The organism is Streptomyces sp. NPDC020681 (assembly GCF_044334895.1).
In the GTDB taxonomy this organism is placed as follows: domain Bacteria; phylum Actinomycetota; class Actinomycetes; order Streptomycetales; family Streptomycetaceae; genus Streptomyces.
On sequence record NZ_JBIRTX010000014.1, the window covers coordinates 218,522 to 234,829 of the forward strand.

Sequence of the window (16,308 nt, forward strand, 5' to 3'; positions counted from 1 at the left end):
CTGCGGAAGGACGTAGCGTGCTGATTCGCGCATGGCGCGGCAGTCATGACCAGCTGCGATTTGAGACAGGTTGAGGTAGTGCTGGGGGACGACGCGGAGTTGACCACCGCGGTGCTCGCGGCACAGGACGGGGACGAATCCGCCTTCCGTACTGTGTACCGCGCCGTGCACCCGCGGCTGCTCGGCTATGTGCGGACGCTCGTGGGCGATCCGGACGCCGAGGACGTCGCATCCGAGGCCTGGCTGCAGATCGCCCGGGACCTCGGCCGGTTCAGCGGCGACGCGGACCGCTTCCGCGGCTGGGCAGCGCGGATCGCCCGCAACCGGGCCCTCGATCACATCCGGATGCGCGGCCGCCGTCCGGCCGTCGGCGCCGACGAGACCGAACTCACTTCAAAACCGGCCGAATCGGACACGGCCGACGAGGCGATGGAGGCACTCGCCACCGGCAACACCATGGCCCTCATCGCCCAGCTGCCGCAGGACCAGGCCGAGGCCGTCGTGCTGCGCGTCGTGGTCGGCCTCGACGCGAAGAGCGCCGCGAAGACGCTCGGCAAGCGGCCCGGAGCCGTACGGACCGCGGCGCACCGCGGGCTGAAGAGGCTCTCCGAGCTGCTGGGCGCGGAAGGCGCGGTGGCCGTGGACATCGGCTCGGACTCCGCTTCCGACAGCGTGACCGGTCCCGCCGACCGCGGCGTGGATCTCAACGGCGTGCCTCCGCAGCGCGGTCCCCGGCCCGGTGCGACGGCGCCCGCCGGTGTGACGCAATCACGCGTGCGGACGCAGAAGGACATGTGATGGCCGACGAGCGGTACGAGTGGCTGGACAAGCACGCGGCAGAACGGCTGCTGCGCGGCGAACCGGTCGAGACCGCTGACGAACACGCCCGCACACAGGCCGCGCGACTGTCCCGCGCACTGTACGCCGCGGGTCGCCCCGTCGTGCCCAGTCACCCCGAAGACGGCGAAATGCCAGGTGAGGCCAGTGCGTTGGCGGCCTTCCGGAAAGCCAGGGCGGACGCCGCGGCAGATCCCGGCGACAGCCTCGGAACCATCCGTCTCGCGACGTCCGCGCCGGGCTCCACGATGGGCGCACGCCTGCGCAGGCCGGTCCGCTTCGGGCTCGCCGCCGCCGTGGCGGGCTGCGCGCTCGGCGGGGTCGCGGTCGCCGCGGGCACGGGTCTGCTCCCGTCGCCCTTCGACAGCAGACCGCTGCCGGCATCCTCGGTCTCGGCCGCGGCGACACCGGGACCGCTGCTCTCCGAGTCGCCGTCCGGCGGCACCCTCGCGCCTCCCGTCGAGACGCCGGGGCCGGTCACTTCACCGCCGGTCTCACCGCCCGCGAGCGGCGGAGCAAGCCCGGACCCGACCGGCAGAGGCGACGGGAACGGCGACGACAGGGGCGACAGCGACGGCAAGGACAGGCGGCGCGCCGAGCTGTACCGCAAGACGGTCGAGGCCTGCCGCCAGTACCGCGACGGCACCATCGACCCGCAGCGCAAGAAGCGACTCGAGATCGTCGCCAACGGCCCGGGGAGGGTGCAGGAGTTCTGCGACCGGCTCCTCGACGGTGACTCGCGGGACGGCAACGGCGGCGGCGACGGCAGCCACGACGGCGGCGGCACCGGCGACGGCAAGAACGACGGCGACGACGGCGGACCGGACTCCGACGGCGGTGGCTCCTCGGGCCCGTCCATGCCACCCGTTTCCTGGACGAAGCCGCAGCCGCTGCCCGCGCCCGCTCCGTCCGAAAACACCCCCACGCCGGCTCCGAGCGGCATCTTCCACACCTCCTGACCAGGCGATTCATAAAACCGGCCGGTCGGTGTGACGTTTTTTGAGCCTACGACGCAGTAGAAAGTGAGCCGACTGGTCATCGGCCGCGCCCGTGCCGGGGTTCCCCCCGTACCTACGGCAGGGCGCACATGGCGCGGGCGGGACACGTTCCCCCGGTCCCGCCCGCGCCTCTTACACTCCGCCTCCCGAACCCCGCCTTTTGCACCTTCGGCTCGTCACCAGTAGATGACGACCTTGTCGCCGGTGTGGACCTGGTTGAACAGCGAGGCGATCGCGCTCTTGTCCCGGACGTTGACGCAGCCGTGCGAGGCGCCGTTGTAGCCGCGGGCCGCGAAGTCCGACGAGTAGTGCACCGCCTGGCCGCCGCTGAAGAACATCGCGTACGGCATGGGCGTGTGGTAGATCGTCGACACGTGGTCCCGGGACTTCTGGAACACGCTGAACGTTCCTTCACGCGTCGGCGTGTACTGCGAGCCGAAGCGCACGTCCATCGTCGACTGCACCTTGCCGTTGATCACCCAGGAGAGCGTGCGGGTGGTCTTGCTGATGCACAGCACCCGGCCCGTCTTGCAGCGCGGATCCAGCTTCGCCGACGGCTTGTTGACTTCCTTGCCGTTGAGCTCGTCACGCGTCGGCTTTGTCGTCATGCCGAGCAGCCGCTGCCAGGTCACGGTGTCCGTGTCGCCGGTCTGCGGCAGTCCGCGCTTGCCCTGGAAGCCGCTCACGGCTGCCGTGGTGACCGGACCGTACGTGCCGGACGGCCGGTCGTCGAACCAGCCGATCTGCGCGAGCCTGGCCTGGAGCTCACGCACCTTCTCGCCCTTCGACCCGCTCGCCATCAGCACCTCGGCCGGCGCGCTCGACTGCTCGCCGGGAGTCGCCGTGTCCTTCGGCTTCTGAGTCGGCGTGGCGGAGTCGGTTGCCGACGGCGTCGCGGCGGCCGCGGGCGACGCGCTGCCCGGCTTGGCGTCGGCGCCGGCCGGCCGGTCGGACACGGCGGCCTGTGCCGTACAGCCCGCGGTCACCGCGGTCACGACCAGCACGGCCGCCGCGGCGAGAGATCTGCGTATGACGATGTTCCGAAGCATGTGCGCCCCCCTGTAAGTCCTGTGCCTGAAGAGATGGATTCCCGCACTGCCCGGTTGCACAATCCCGCGCATTATGGGGAAGGGCTGTGAGCAAGCTCCCAGCGGGCGGGACTCCAACCGCCGCGGAGCCGCCGCTACAGTCCGCGGCGAGGATTTGTTACCAGTGAGTAGCTCCAGCGGAGGCGGAGAAATGGCGCGCGAGTCAGGCAGTGGCCGATTCACCGAGAGTGGCCTGCCGATCGAGCCGGTCTACGGTCCGGACTCACTCCAGGGATGGGACCCGGCGGAGAAACTGGGCGAACCGGGTGCATATCCCTTCGCTCGCGGTGTCTACCCGAGCATGTACACCGGCCGTCCCTGGACGATGCGTCAGTACGCGGGCTTCGGCACGGCCGTCGAGTCCAACGCCCGGTACCAGCAGCTGATCGCCAACGGCACCCATGGCCTGTCCGTCGCCTTCGACCTGCCGACGCAGATGGGCCACGACTCCGACGCCCCGATCGCGCACGGCGAGGTCGGCAAGGTGGGCGTCGCCATCGACTCCGTCGACGACATGTTGGTGCTGTTCGACGGGATTCCGCTGGACAAGGTCTCCACGTCGATGACGATCAACGCGCCCGCCGCGCTGCTGCTTCTCCTCTACCAACTGGTGGGCGAGGAGCAGGGCGTCCCGGCCGACCGGCTGACCGGCACGATCCAGAACGATGTGCTCAAGGAGTACATCGCGCGCGGCACCTACATCTTTCCGCCGGAGCCGTCGCTGCGGCTGATCGCGGACATCTTCAAGTACTGCCAGGCCGAGATCCCGAAGTGGAACACCATCTCGATCTCCGGCTACCACATGGCGGAGGCCGGCGCCTCGCCCGCGCAGGAGATCGCCTTCACGCTCGCCGACGGCATCGAGTACGTCCGGACCGCCGTTGCCGCCGGGATGGACGTCGACGAGTTCGCGCCGCGGCTGTCCTTCTTCTTCGTCGCCCGGACGACGCTGCTGGAGGAGGTCGCCAAGTTCCGTGCCGCGCGCCGGATCTGGGCGCGGGTGATGCGTGAGGAGTTCGGCGCGAAGAACCCGAAGTCGCAGATGCTGCGCTTCCACACACAGACCGCCGGGGTGCAGCTGACGGCGCAGCAGCCGGAGGTGAACCTGGTGCGGGTCGCGGTCCAGGGGCTCGCGGCCGTGCTCGGCGGCACCCAGTCGCTGCACACGAACTCCTTCGACGAGGCCATCGCGCTGCCGACGGACAAGTCGGCCCGGCTGGCGCTGCGTACGCAGCAGGTGCTGGCGTACGAGACCGATGTCACCGCCACCGTCGACCCGTTCGCCGGCTCGTATGTCGTCGAGAAGATGACGGACGACGTGGAGGAGGTGGCGCTGGCGCTGATGCGGCGGGTCGAGGATCTGGGCGGCGCGGTCCGCGCGATCGAGCACGGCTTCCAGAAGAACGAGATCGAGCACAGCGCCTACCGCATCGCCCAGGAGACCGACAGCGGCGAGCGGGTCGTCGTCGGCGTCAACCGCTACACCATCGACGTCGAGGAGCCGTACGAGCCGCTGCGGGTCGATCCGGCGATCGAGGCGCAGCAGGCGGAACGGCTGGCGAAGCTGCGGGCCGAGCGGGACCAGGCGGCGGTCGACGACGCGCTCGCCGCGCTGAAGAAGGCGGCGGAGGGCACGGCGAATGTGCTCTACCCGATGAAGGACGCGCTGAAGGCGCGGGCCACGGTCGGTGAGGTGTGCGATGCGCTGCGCGGGGTCTGGGGCACGTACGTTCCGACCGATGCGTTCTGAGCCGGGCGCCGCGGTTCCGAGATGCGAAACACAAAGGCGGAGTGTCGTACCCATGTGCGACACTCCGCCTCATGCTGGGTGTTACCGATCTGCCGACCTATCTCGCGGGCCTTGTCCTGATCGTCCTGCTGCCGGGACCGAACTCGCTGTATGTGCTGTCCGTCGCCGCACGCCGCGGTGTGCGCACGGGCTACCAGGCGGCCGCGGGTGTGTGGTGCGGCGACACCGTGCTGATGGTGCTGTCCGCGGCCGGCGTCGCCTCGCTGCTCCAGGCCAACGCCGTGCTCTTCGGGATCGTGAAGTTCGCCGGAGCCGGCTATCTGACCTGGCTGGCGATCGGGATGCTGCGCGCGGCCTGGTCGATGTGGCGTACGCGCCGTGAGCGGACGATCGAGGAGCCGGCCGCGGACGGTGGATCGACCGCCGAGCGGCCGTTCCGCAGGGCCTTTGTGATCAGCCTGTTCAACCCGAAGGCGATCCTCTTCTTCATCGCCTTCTTCGTGCAGTTCGTCGATCCGGCGTACGCCTATCCGGCGCTGTCCTTCGTGGTGCTCGGCGTCCTCGCGCAGCTCGCGAGCTTCCTCTACCTGACGCTGCTGATCTTCACCGGCACGCATCTGGCGGCCGCGTTCCGCCGTCGCAAGCGGCTGTCGGCGGGCGCGACATCGGCGGCCGGGGCGCTGTTCCTCGGCTTCGCGGTGAAGCTCTCGCTCAGCAGCGGCTGACCCGTTCCAGATAGCCGGTGAGGCCCGTCGCGTCCTCGCCCGCCCAGCCGACATACCCGTCCGGCCGGACCAGGAAGACGCCCTTGCCGTACGGCTCGTACGCGTCGATCCCGTGCACATGGACCAACTCGCCGTCCAGCGGCGGCAGTTCGGCATCGGTGCCGACGGCGAGCAGCGTGAAGTGCGGGCCGCGGAAGAGGTCGAAGAGCCGCCGACCGTCCGGCAGCGGGCCGTCCGGAGCGCGGTCGCCCGCCTCCAGCGCACCGGCGCCGCCGACGGAGAGCGGGCCGCCGCGGTAGCCGAGGCCAAGCTGCATGGTGGCCGCGCCGCGCCGCTGCTCGCCTCGGTGGATACGGGTGGACAGGCCCAGCATCTCGGCGGCGACGGGCTCCCGCTCCTGCTCGTAGCTGTCGAGCAGTGACTCGGGAGCGCCGTGGCGCAGCACCTGGCCGAGCTTCCAGCCGAGGTTGTACGCGTCCTGGACGCTGGTGTTCAGGCCCTGGCCGCCCGCCGGGGAGTGCACATGAGCGGCGTCCCCGGCCAGGAACACCCGGCCGTCGCGGAACCGGTCCGCCATCGCCGCTCTCGGCCGGAAGTCCGACGACCAGCGCACGTCGGTGACATCGTCCGCGGTCAGATGGGTGCGGGCGGCGATCAGTTCGCGTACGCCCGCCGGAGAGATGTCCGGCTCGCCGTCCGCGAACTGCCCCACGACCTGGAAGTCGTCGGTGCCCGGCAGCGGGCAGACGGCGAGATGGCCGGACCCGTCGCCCGGGAAGACATGCCAGTTCAGCCGGTCGAGCGCGGGAATGCGGACATCGGCGACGAGCATCGGCGCAGGGTCGACGGTCTCTCCGGTCATCGCGATGCCGAGGGTCCGGCGGACCGTGCTGCGGCCGCCGTCGGCGGCGACCGCGTACGCCGCGCGGACCGTGCCGGTCGAGAGCTCGGCGGTGACGCCGTCCGGGTCCTGGGCGATCCCGGTCAGGGCCGTACCGAACGCGACGCCGCCGCCCAGTTCCGTCAGGCGCGTGTGCAGGATCTGCTGCGTGCGCCACTGCGGGAGCAGCCAGGGCTCGCCGTACGGCGCGGTCTCCGTGGGCCCCGGGCGCTCGAACATCTCGTGCTCGCCCTGGCGAGCGCCGTCCTGCCAGACCATCCCGACCGGCGCCTTGCCGCCCGCGGCCAGCACGGCGTCGACCACGCCGAGGTCGTCGAGGACCTCCATGGTGCGGGGCTGGAGTCCCTTGCCGCGGGAGCCGGGGAAGAGGGCTTCCGACTGCTCGACCACGAGGGCGTCCACGCCGCGGCGGGCCAGGTCACAGGCGAGGGCGAGCCCGGTGGGGCCGGCGCCGACGATGAGTACTCCGGTTTCCTTAACGCTGTTAAGTGCCATGTCTCGAGGGTGCGCTTAACGTTGTTAAGTTGTCAAGGTGGTACGGGTAGGTTGACCCCGTGGCTACGGAACGACTCGACCGCATCCGGGTGGCGCGCACCGCCCTGAGCCTGCTCAACGAAGTGGGCCTCGAAGGGCTGACCCTGCGCGCCATCGCCAAGGAACTCGACGTCAAGGCGCCGGCGCTGTACTGGCACTTCAAGGACAAGCAGGCGCTGCTGGACGAGATGGCGACGGAGATGCTCCGGCGGATGACGGCGGAGCTGACGTCAGCCGCCGAGTCGCGGCCGCCGGCGGACTGGCGCGAGGCGGTGACCGCGGCGATGCGTGGGCTCCGCGAGCATCTGCTGCGGTACCGGGACGGCGCGAAGGTATACAGCGGCACGCACTTCACGGACACGAGCTACGCGGCCCCGATGGAGGCGCATCTGCGTCTGCTCACGGAAGCGGGCTTCAGTCCCGGGGCGGCGGCACGGGCGTGGCTGACGGGGTACAGCTACACGATCGGCTACGTGATCGAGGAACAGGCGATGGGCCCGGACCCGGCGCGGGGCACCGAGGGCTACGACCTTGCGGCCCGCGCCGAGCGCCTGGCGGAGTTCCCGCTGGCCGCTGCGGCGGGGGAGGAGATGTTCCGGGACCACGACGCCGGTTTCGAGAAGGGCCTGGCGGCGGTGGTGGCGGGCATCGGGGCGGTACTGGGCCCGTAGCCGGGGTTTTCGCCCTCGGCCACGGGCCCGGGAATCAGTCGCTGGGGCCTGTCGTCTGGGTCAGGCCCTAGCCCAGCGCCACGCGCTTCAGGCGGCGGGCCCTTCGCACCATCATGCGGACCGTGGGGTTGCGCGGGACCGGGATGCCTCCCGGGAGGCCGAGGACGGTCAGCCGGCGACGCTTGAAGTAGCGGCGCGTACGGCCGTTGAAGTTGCCCGCCAGATATTTCTCCGCCGCCGGGCGCATGTCCGGCCTCAGTTGCGGCTGCATCGCGAAGCCCACTGCGCTGAGCAGGCCCTTCAGTTCCTCGTCCGCCCCGGCCGGCGCGCCCGACCTGCCCTCGTCCAGATCCGGCAGCAGCGCGTCGGCGAGGGTGACCGGGATGCGGTTGCTGTTCTGGTACGGCTTGAGCTTGTCGAGCAGCGGTTCCGTGCCGATCCGGGCCACGGGGATGCCGTAGAACGTGCTCGCCGTGAACAGCGCGGTCGAGAAACAGCCCGCGACCAGCGCGGGCCGCAGCTGCCGGTACAGCACTTCCGCGATCAACGGCCGGTCCAGGACCGTCAGTTCGGCCTCCAGCGCCGCCGCCTCGCGCTCCAGGGTGCGCGTCCAGGAGGCCGGAGCCGTCGGGTGCGGCTTGAAGACGATCCGGCGGTGGCCGAGCGCGACCGCGCCTCGGATCATCCGTACATGGAGGTCTTCCTCCTCCTCCGGCGTGATGATGCCGAGCGCCGCGAGGTACTGGCCGAGCAGCAGCGCCGGTCCTTCACCTGCGCCGTCCCCGGCCGCCACGCCCGCCGTCGCGTCCGGCACCGCGTCGGAGAGTTCGGCGACGACCTTGGCGAACGCCTCCGTCGGCACGACCCGCGGCGTGGCCCCGAACTCCTCGAGCAGCAGCGGCTTCAGGCCCGGCACCAGGTCCAGATGGAACAGCGTGCGCACCCGCTCGCCGACCAGCGCGTCGATCTTGCTGCGGGTGGGGCCGTAGCTCATCAGCCCGTCCGCGTACACATCCAGCTTGGCGTCCGGGAAGAGCTGGGCGATCGCGAGCGCCGGGGCGACCTGGATGGACTCGACCGCCAGCTCGATCCGGTCCTCGCCGAGGTCCCACAGCATCCGCAGATACCGCTCCCACATGGGGATGTCGTCCGGCCGTGGCGTCCAGCCGCCCGGGTGGAACGGGGAGATGGCCTCGTTCCAGGACAGCACGCCGTCGAAGCGGCCGCGCAGCCGCTCGAAGCCGGCCATGGTGTCCAGCGAGGGCGAAGTCTCGGGCGTCGTCGCGTTGTTGGCGACCAGCAGCAGCCGCCGGTCGGCGGTCGCGAAACAGCCGCTGTCGATCGCGGCGGCCAGCGTCGCCACGCCGTACAGCGAGGACGCGTAGAAGATCTGAGTCGTACGCATCAGGCCGCGGCCTCCGAGGAGGAAGCGGAAAACGGGGCCGGCCGGCGGCGCAGCCTGCGCAGACGCGATGCGCGTTCAGCGTCCATCGAATCGAGCGCTTCCTTCAAAATGTCCTGCGGCATCCGCTTCAGCGCGGCCGCGCTCATTGCGCGCAATTTCCGTGCCACGGCAGGTTCGAACCTCTCGATTGATCCCAGGTGATGAGAAATGACAGCACAATAGGTCCGGACTGCTTTTCTCAGCAGTCGGTCCGAATCGGCGTCCTTCGCTGTTTCTTCGAGCACCTGGTCGAATGCGCGGATGAAATCTAGCTGCCTAATGTCACCAATTTGTGTCAGGGATGATGCCACTCCGCGTCGGTAGAAGATCCCCAGGTGGCTGATGACCGCGAATGTGTCCGCCTCGCGGTGCAGCCGCCAGATCCACGGCCGGTCCTCGGCGGTGCGCAGACCGTCCGTGAAGTGCAGCAGTCCACGGTCGGCGAGCCGCCGGTGGTACATCCCGGCCCAGGCCATCGGGTAGTCCACGCTCGTCGAGCGGTCGGCGGGCAGGATCGCGTCGCGCGGCGAAAGCACCTCGCCGCGCCGGCCGACGGGGACGCGGAAGACCTTGCGTTCCCTGGCCGTGCACTGCACATGGTCGGTGCGGACGAAGTCGACGCCCAGCTCCTCCATGGCGGTGAGCAGGTACTCGTAGTGGCCCGGGGCCAGCCAGTCGTCGCCGTCGAGGAAGGTCAGGTACTCGCCCCGTGCGGCGTCGAGGCCGGTGTTGCGCGCGGTGGCGAGCCCGCCGTTCTGCTCGTGTCTGATGAGACGGGCACCCGGCACCTCGCGTTCGGCGCGCTCGAGGATCTCGGGAGTCCCGTCCTTGGAGCAGTCGTCGACGAGCAGGAATTCGAAGTCCTCGCGGGCGTTGGCCTGCAGGCTTCTGAGGGTGTCGGGTGCGTATGTCTGCACGTTGTAGAACGGCACGATGACGGAGAGCTTAACCACTCGCGTGAGCCTAGGGCCGGGCCCCGGCATTCGCTCTTACCCTCAGGGAAATTGCGGGTGAACAACTTGTAAATCAGTTCCTTTCGTGCGGCTTTTCGCGAAGCGTAGACACGCTGTTAACCATCTGTTGTGGCCCAGTTGGGCCGTGAAACGGAATGCCTTTCTAACGTGCTCGACGTGCCATCAAGTACCAGCGAGGCCGTACGGATCGCCGTACTCGCCGACTCCGACACCCGGTGGAAATGGGGTGCGCTCACCGCGCGCCGTATCGCACCGAACCTCCCTCCTGACTCCATAGAGCTGAGCGGCTTTCTGCTGCGCGGCCGGGCCACTCCCACGGCCCGCCAGCTCGCGGAGGTGGGAGTGAGCGCCGACGACCTGCGCGAGGTGACCGGGAACGAGTTCCTGCGGGCCATACGCGACGAGTCGTACGACGTGGTCGTGCTCGCCCTCGTCGGCGGCGCGGTCCAGGCCGTGCTGCACGGGATCGCCGCACTGGACCTGCCGCGCCGGCCCGTGGTCGTCACCGGCTATGTCGGCGTCGTCTACGAGAAGCTCGCCGACGGACTCCTGCTGCGGCATGGCGCGGACCTGGTCCTCGCCAACTCCCGTCACGACGCGGACCGGTTCCGCGCGGTGTACGAGGGCGTGGGCGCCGACGCCTCCTCCGTCACCGAGGCCGCACTGCCCTTCCTCGGCGGCGCTCCCTACGAGGCCGCGGCCGGCCGCGACACCGTCGTCTTCGCCGCCCAGCCCTCCGTGCCCGAGTCCCGCGCCGACCGCACCTATCTGCTGCGCCGGCTCGTCGAGCACGCCAGGCTCCACCCGGAGCGGGACGTACTGCTCAAGCTGCGCTCCAAGCCCGGCGAGCACACCACCCACCTGGAAGAGCTTCCGTACCAGAAGCTCGCCGACAAACTTCCCGGCGGACTGCCGCCCAACTTCAGCCTGGTGTACGGGCACATGGGCGAGGTACTCGACCGCACCGACCTGCTGGTGACCGTCTCCTCGACGGCCGCGCTGGAGTCGCTGCACCGCCGCATCCCGACCGCCGTCCTCAGCGATCTCGGCGTCCGCGAGACCCTCGGCAACCACCACTTCCTCGGCTCCGGGCTGCTCACCTCCTGGGACCGCCTCGACGGCGGCCACCGGCCCACGCCGGACCCGGAGTGGCTGTCCCGGCAGGGCGTGGCCGCGGACGGCGGATACGACACGGCCTTCGACGCGGCACGCAAGCGGGTCGCCGAACTGCTCGAGCGGCTCGAACTGCCGCCGATCGAGCCGTACTACACACCGGCCACCGCGCCCGGCTACCTGCCCGGCATCCTCGCCCGCCACCACCTGGCCCCGGACGGCACACCGCTGGCCGGCGCGGCCCCCACGACCGAGATCAGCGGCGTCCGCCGCGTGCTGCGCGACGCCGTACGCAACGCCGCGCGCGGCGCGTACCGCCACGGCGTCCAGCGCGTCGCCCCGATCATCCGCCGGATGGGCGAGCTGTGACCGCCCCGGGCGACGACGCCTCCTCGCAATTCCCGTACTCAGGAGCCCCGATGACCGTTCTCGCCGTGATCCCAGCCCGGGGCGGCTCCAAAGGCGTACCGGCCAAGAACCTGGCGTCCGTCCGCGGTGTGCCGCTGGTGGCCCGTGCCGTACGCGAGAGCCTCGCCGCCCCGCTGGTCACCGATGTCGTGGTCTCCACCGACGACCCGGAGATCGCGGCCGTCGCGCGCGGCGCGGGAGCCGAAGTGGTGCTGCGGCCGGCCGCCATCGCCGGTGACACCGCCACCAGCGAGGCCGCGGTGCTGCACGCCATGGACGCCTTCGAGGCGATGCGCGGCGCGCCGGTCGACGTGGTGCTGCTCGTCCAGTGCACCAGCCCGTTCCTGACCCGCGAGGACGTCGAGGGCGTCGCCGCAGCGGTCATCGAGGGCGGCGCGGACAGCGCGGTCACCGTCGCTCCGTTCCACGGCTTCGTCTGGCGCGAGCGGAACCCGCAGGAGAACGCCGGCGAACCTTCCATCGGCGCCCAGCGCGTCGGCGGCTCGACCACACTGCTCGTCGACACCGCGGCCACGTCCGGCTACGGCGTCAACCACGACGCCTCCTTCCGGCCGCGCCGCCAGGACCGTCCGCAGGACTTCCTGGAGACGGGCGCCGCGTACGCCATGGCGGCCACCGGCTTCCGCGAGGCCGGCCACCGCTTCTTCGGCCGCACCGCGCTCGTCCAGACCGACCCCGCCAGGGTCCTGGAGGTCGACGACCCGCACGACCTCGCCCGGGCCCGTGCGCTCGCCCCCCTGCTCGACGCTCCCGCGCTGCCCGCGCGCGAGGACGTCGACGCCGTCGTGCTCGACTTCGACGGCACCCAGACCGACGACCGGGTCTACATCGACGCGGAGGGCCGCGAGACCGTCGCGGTCCACCGCGGCGACGGCCTCGGCATCGCGCATCTGCGCACGTCCGGTCTGGCACTGCTGATCCTGTCCACCGAGCAGAACCCGGTGGTCGCAGCCCGCGCCCGCAAGCTCAAGATCCCCGTCCTGCACGGCATCGACCGCAAGGACCTCGCACTGAAGCAGTGGTGCGAGGAACAGGGCATCGCACCGGAGCGGGTGCTCTACGTCGGCAACGACGTCAACGATCTTCCGTGCTTCGACCTCGCCGGCTGGCCCGTAGCCGTCGCGAGTGCGCACGGATCCGTTCGCGCCGCCGCGCGTGCCGTCACCACGACGCCCGGCGGTGAGGGGGCGATCAGGGAGATCGCCTCCTGGCTTCTCGGCCCGACGCTCAACACCCCCGCCACGTCCCACAACTCCCCCGAGCAGTAAGGAACTACCCCCATGAGCACGTCCCGTCTGCGTACCCTCGGCACCAGGACAGCCGGGCCGGGCCACCCTGTTTACGTCACGGGTGAGATCGGCATCAACCACAACGGCGACCTGAACAACGCCTTCGCGCTGATCGACGCCGCCGCCGATGCCGGCTGTGACGCGGTGAAGTTCCAGAAGCGCACCCCGGAGATCTGCACCCCGCGCGACCAGTGGGACATAGAGCGCGACACCCCCTGGGGCCGGATGACCTACATCGACTACCGCCACCGTGTGGAGTTCGGTGAGGACGAGTACCGCCAGATCGACGAGCACTGCAAGAAGCGCGGCATCGACTGGTTCGCCTCTCCGTGGGACACCGAGGCCGTCGCCTTCCTGGAGAAGTTCGACGTCCCGGCCCACAAGGTGGCCTCCGCCTCGCTGACCGACGACGAGCTGCTGCGTGCCCTGCGCGCCACCGGCAAGACGGTCATCCTCTCCACCGGCATGTCGACGCCGAAGCAGATCCGGCACGCGGTGGAGGTGCTGGGCAGCGACAACATCCTGCTCTGTCACGCCACCTCGACGTACCCGGCGAAGGCGGAGGAGCTCAACCTCCGCGTCGTCAACACCTTGCAGGCCGAGTTCCCGAACGTCCCGATCGGCTACTCCGGCCACGAGACCGGACTGCAGACCACGCTCGCCGCGGTCGCGCTCGGCGCCGCCTTCGTCGAGCGCCACATCACCCTCGACCGCGCCATGTGGGGCTCCGACCAGGCCGCCTCCGTCGAGCCGGGCGGCCTGCAGCGCCTGGTCCGCGACATCCGCACCATCGAGGCCGCTCTCGGTGACGGCATCAAGAAGGTGTACGAGTCCGAGCTCGGCCCGATGAAGAAGCTCCGCCGGGTCACGGGCGTCATCGCCGAGGCCGAGCAGGCCGAGCCGGTCACGGTCTGACGCCCATGGACCTCGCCTTCGTCGAGTCTCCGGTCCAGCTCCTGAACGTCCTGGAGTGGGCCCATGCCCGGCCGGGTGCGCCGCTGACCGGAGTCCCGGCGCAGCCGGCGGGGCCCGTACGGCAGGCGGCGCCGGCCGGCCTCACCGTGGTCGTCCTGTCGCCCACCGACCCGATGTCGCGGGGCCAGCTGCGCCGGATGGCGGAGCTGGCCCGCGACGAGGGCTTCACGGTGCGCTGGCAGGAGGCACGCGGCGGGGCGGGCAAGCCGCTGAAGACGGTGCGCGAGCTGGCCCCGATGCTGCATCGCGCCGATCGCATCGTCATCGGTGACCCGTTCTCGCGCTACGTGCAGCTGCTGCTGACCCTGGTCGGCGGCAAGGATCTGACCGTGGTCGACGACGGCACCGCCACGATGGAGTTCGTGGCGCAACTGGCGCGCGGCGAGAAGCTGGTGCGCTGGCACCGGCGCGGCAGGCGGGGTCCGCGCGAGATGGTGCTCGCGCCGGTGACATTCCTGGCCAGGCGGCGGCTGAGGCCGTCGCGGACCCGCGCGGTCGAGGTGTTCACCGCGATGCCGGTCGAGCCGCCGCCGGGCATCACGGTCGCGCTGAACACCTTCGGCTGGACCCGCTCGCGGTTCGGCCCGCCGAAGATCACCAAGGGCTCTGACCTGGTTGGCACCTCGCTGGTGGAGACCGGGGTCGTCGATCCGGACCAGTATGTGGAGGCGGTCTCAGCGCTGGCCCGCAACCACGGGGCCGTGCGCTACTTCGCGCACCGCCGGGAGAGCAGCGACAAGCTCCACCGGCTCGCCGTGGAGACCGGCCTGGAGATAGTCCGGCCCGATCTTCCGCTGGAGCTGATCGCCCGCCGTGGCCCGATCGGCCGCACGGTGCTCAGTTTTCCGTCCACCGTGGTCCACACGCTGCCGCTGGCGCTCGCGGGCACCGGCGTCAGGGTGGCTGTCTGCGACATCGCCCCGGAGTGGCTCAGAGACACCGCCTCGCCCCGTGCGCAGGGCTTTCTCGCAGGCGTCACGGGCACGGCGACCGATGTGCAGAGGCTGCCCGCACCGGCCTGAAGCCTGATCCCGCGGGTCCGGCCGGTTGAGCTTCGGTCAAGAAGAGGAGTGAGCTTACCCACACGGCCGGGCAATCATGCACCTCGCGGCCATCTTTCCATCCCCGATCGGGTTGAAGTTTTGTTGATCAGTGGCCAGTTGGCCCATGTCTGGGCTTACGCTTCAACAGGTGAACCAACTGATGTCCCGCGAATCCGAAGCCGACCTGCCCGGGGGAGCACTGCCGGGTGTGCTCTCCGAGTCGCTGCGCGCCGAACTGATTGCGTTCCGCCGTGACCTGCACATGCACCCCGAGCTCGGCAACCAGGAGTTCCGTACGACCGCCGCGCTCAAGGCGCGCCTGGAGGAAGCGGGCCTCGAGCCCCGCGTCCTCACCGTCGGCACCGGACTCATCTGCGACATCGGTACGTGGGACGGAGTACGTCCCAGGCTCGCGATCCGCGCGGACATCGACGCGCTGCCCATCCCGGACACCAAGACCGTGCCGTACCGCTCCACCGTGCCCGACCGGGCGCACGCCTGCGGCCACGACGTGCACACCACCACCGTCCTCGGCGCCGGGATCGTGCTCGCCGAGCTCGACCGGCAGGGGCTGCTTCCGCAGCCCGTGCGGCTGATCTTCCAGCCCGCCGAAGAGGTGCTGCCGGGCGGTGCGCCCGACGCCATCGAGTCCGGCGTCCTGGAAGGCGTGGGCAAGATCATCGCGGTGCACTGCGATCCCCGGGTCGACGCGGGCGTCATCGGGCTGCGGCCCGGACCCATCACCTCCGCCTGCGACCGTCTCGAGGTCACTCTCGACGGCCCCGGCGGCCACACCGCACGGCCGCATCTGACCACCGACCTGGTCACCGCCGCATCGAAGGTCGTCACCGAGGTCCCGGCGCTGCTCGCCCGCCGGGTCGACGCCCGTTCCGGTCTCGCCGTCACCTGGGGCCGTATCGAGGCCGGCCACGCCTGCAACGTCATCCCGCAGCACGCCGAACTCTCCGGCACCGTCCGCTGCCTGGATCTGCCGGGCTGGCGTGCCGCGCCCGACCTGGTGCACGCGGCCATCGACGAGATCGCCACGCTGCACCGCGCCAAGTCCCAGATCAACTACATCCGCGGAGTCCCGCCGGTCGTGAACGACCCGGTGCTGACCGAGCTGCTGCGCGACGCGCAGACGGTGCGCCGCGGATCGTATGCGATCGAGGACACCGAACAGAGCCTGGGCGGCGAGGACTTCTCCTGGTACCTGGAGCATGTGCCGGGCGCGATGGCCCGGCTTGGGGTCCGTACGCCGGGTGACACGACCCGACACGATCTGCACCGCGGGGACTTCGACGCCGACGAACTCGCGATCGAGGTCGGGGTCGAGCTGTTCACGGCGGCTGCGCTGCTCGACGGCGAGCGCGCGTAGCACGCCGACAACGGAGCACAGGCGGGCATCCGGCCGCATTTGGCACCATTCATGGCTTTCGGGAAAACCGTCGTCGGGCGGTGTATATGTGCCTGACGACGGCTCCAGAGGTGTACGTTGCCGTTGTAGAGGCGCTACGACGTGCGGAGCCCATGGCTT

General features: G+C 70.5%; 14 protein-coding genes. 10 read left to right on the forward strand and 4 right to left on the reverse strand.

Features of this window, described 5'->3' with window-relative positions; genetic code table 11:
- The first annotated feature begins 78 nt into the window (after positions 1–78).
- Positions 79–798, forward strand: a complete 720-nt coding sequence (locus ACH4YL_RS29160; protein ID WP_398510419.1) for an RNA polymerase sigma factor — start codon at positions 79–81, stop codon at positions 796–798.
- Positions 798–1,796: a hypothetical protein gene (locus ACH4YL_RS29165; protein WP_398510420.1), complete on the forward strand. Its 999-nt coding sequence runs from the start codon at positions 798–800 to the stop codon at positions 1,794–1,796. Before ACH4YL_RS29160 ends, ACH4YL_RS29165 begins: the two co-directional genes overlap by 1 nt.
- Before the next feature lie 215 nt (positions 1,797–2,011).
- Here ACH4YL_RS29165 and ACH4YL_RS29170 read toward each other — a convergent pair whose 3' ends face one another.
- Positions 2,012–2,884 carry a L,D-transpeptidase family protein gene (locus ACH4YL_RS29170; RefSeq protein ID WP_398510421.1) on the reverse strand — a complete coding sequence of 291 codons (873 nt, stop codon included), beginning with the start codon at positions 2,882–2,884 and terminating at the stop codon, positions 2,012–2,014.
- 190 nt (positions 2,885–3,074) lie between these two features.
- On the opposite strand from ACH4YL_RS29170, the gene ACH4YL_RS29175 reads away from it, so the two are divergent.
- On the forward strand, positions 3,075–4,673 hold the full coding sequence (locus ACH4YL_RS29175; protein ID WP_398510422.1) for a methylmalonyl-CoA mutase: 1,599 nt from the start codon (positions 3,075–3,077) through the stop codon (positions 4,671–4,673).
- A 71-nt stretch (positions 4,674–4,744) separates the two neighbouring features.
- Positions 4,745–5,398 (forward strand): leucine efflux protein LeuE, encoded by a 654-nt coding sequence (gene leuE / locus ACH4YL_RS29180; protein WP_398510423.1) that lies wholly within the window; start codon positions 4,745–4,747, stop codon positions 5,396–5,398.
- Here leuE and ACH4YL_RS29185 read toward each other — a convergent pair.
- Positions 5,385–6,794, reverse strand: a complete 1,410-nt coding sequence (locus ACH4YL_RS29185; protein ID WP_398510424.1) for an FAD-dependent monooxygenase — start codon at positions 6,792–6,794, stop codon at positions 5,385–5,387. The two genes, leuE and ACH4YL_RS29185, sit on opposite strands and share 14 nt — an antisense overlap.
- A gap of 59 nt (positions 6,795–6,853) precedes the next feature.
- On the opposite strand from ACH4YL_RS29185, the gene ACH4YL_RS29190 reads away from it, so the two are divergent.
- Positions 6,854–7,504, forward strand: coding sequence for a TetR/AcrR family transcriptional regulator C-terminal domain-containing protein (locus ACH4YL_RS29190; protein WP_398510425.1), 651 nt, complete (start codon positions 6,854–6,856; stop codon positions 7,502–7,504).
- Between the two features lie 67 nt (positions 7,505–7,571).
- Here the strand turns inward: ACH4YL_RS29190 and ACH4YL_RS29195 are convergent, their stop codons facing one another.
- Together ACH4YL_RS29195 and ACH4YL_RS29200 are read right to left on the reverse strand one after the other, a co-directional pair.
- Positions 7,572–8,909 carry a polysialyltransferase family glycosyltransferase gene (locus tag ACH4YL_RS29195; protein WP_398510426.1) on the reverse strand — a complete coding sequence of 446 codons (1,338 nt, stop codon included), beginning with the start codon at positions 8,907–8,909 and terminating at the stop codon, positions 7,572–7,574.
- On the reverse strand, positions 8,909–9,901 hold the full coding sequence (locus ACH4YL_RS29200) for a glycosyltransferase family 2 protein (protein WP_398510453.1): 993 nt from the start codon (positions 9,899–9,901) through the stop codon (positions 8,909–8,911). Before ACH4YL_RS29200 ends, ACH4YL_RS29195 begins: the two co-directional genes overlap by 1 nt.
- 177 nt (positions 9,902–10,078) lie before the next feature.
- On the opposite strand from ACH4YL_RS29200, the gene ACH4YL_RS29205 reads away from it, so the two are divergent.
- From ACH4YL_RS29205 to ACH4YL_RS29225, 5 genes are all read left to right on the forward strand, one after another.
- Entirely contained in the window at positions 10,079–11,404 is a 1,326-nt protein-coding gene (locus ACH4YL_RS29205) for a DUF6716 putative glycosyltransferase (RefSeq protein WP_398510427.1), read from the forward strand.
- A gap of 50 nt (positions 11,405–11,454) precedes the next feature.
- Positions 11,455–12,732 (forward strand): cytidylyltransferase domain-containing protein, encoded by a 1,278-nt coding sequence (locus ACH4YL_RS29210; protein ID WP_398510428.1) that lies wholly within the window; start codon positions 11,455–11,457, stop codon positions 12,730–12,732.
- Between the two features lie 12 nt (positions 12,733–12,744).
- Positions 12,745–13,668, forward strand: a complete 924-nt coding sequence (locus ACH4YL_RS29215) for an N-acetylneuraminate synthase family protein (RefSeq protein WP_398510429.1) — start codon at positions 12,745–12,747, stop codon at positions 13,666–13,668.
- A 5-nt stretch (positions 13,669–13,673) separates the two neighbouring features.
- Positions 13,674–14,750: a hypothetical protein gene (locus ACH4YL_RS29220; RefSeq protein WP_398510430.1), complete on the forward strand. Its 1,077-nt coding sequence runs from the start codon at positions 13,674–13,676 to the stop codon at positions 14,748–14,750.
- A 181-nt stretch (positions 14,751–14,931) separates the two neighbouring features.
- A complete protein-coding gene (locus ACH4YL_RS29225; RefSeq protein WP_398510454.1) occupies positions 14,932–16,149 on the forward strand; it encodes an amidohydrolase in 1,218 nt (405 codons plus the stop codon).
- Positions 16,150–16,308 lie beyond the last annotated feature (159 nt).

Excerpts from the sequence above, each read along its gene's own strand:
- ACH4YL_RS29165 (WP_398510420.1), top strand. The coding sequence starts at position 798 with ATGGCCGACGAGCGGTACGAGTGGCTGGACAAGCACGCGGCAGAACGG.
- ACH4YL_RS29170 (WP_398510421.1), bottom strand. The coding sequence starts at position 2,884 with ATGCTTCGGAACATCGTCATACGCAGATCTCTCGCCGCGGCGGCCGTG.
- ACH4YL_RS29175 (WP_398510422.1), top strand. The coding sequence starts at position 3,075 with ATGGCGCGCGAGTCAGGCAGTGGCCGATTCACCGAGAGTGGCCTGCCG.
- leuE (WP_398510423.1), top strand. The coding sequence starts at position 4,745 with ATGCTGGGTGTTACCGATCTGCCGACCTATCTCGCGGGCCTTGTCCTG.
- ACH4YL_RS29185 (WP_398510424.1), bottom strand. The coding sequence starts at position 6,794 with ATGGCACTTAACAGCGTTAAGGAAACCGGAGTACTCATCGTCGGCGCC.
- ACH4YL_RS29195 (WP_398510426.1), bottom strand. The coding sequence starts at position 8,909 with ATGCGTACGACTCAGATCTTCTACGCGTCCTCGCTGTACGGCGTGGCG.
- ACH4YL_RS29210 (WP_398510428.1), top strand. The coding sequence starts at position 11,455 with ATGACCGTTCTCGCCGTGATCCCAGCCCGGGGCGGCTCCAAAGGCGTA.
- ACH4YL_RS29215 (WP_398510429.1), top strand. The coding sequence starts at position 12,745 with ATGAGCACGTCCCGTCTGCGTACCCTCGGCACCAGGACAGCCGGGCCG.
- ACH4YL_RS29220 (WP_398510430.1), top strand. The coding sequence starts at position 13,674 with ATGGACCTCGCCTTCGTCGAGTCTCCGGTCCAGCTCCTGAACGTCCTG.
- ACH4YL_RS29225 (WP_398510454.1), top strand. The coding sequence starts at position 14,932 with ATGTCCCGCGAATCCGAAGCCGACCTGCCCGGGGGAGCACTGCCGGGT.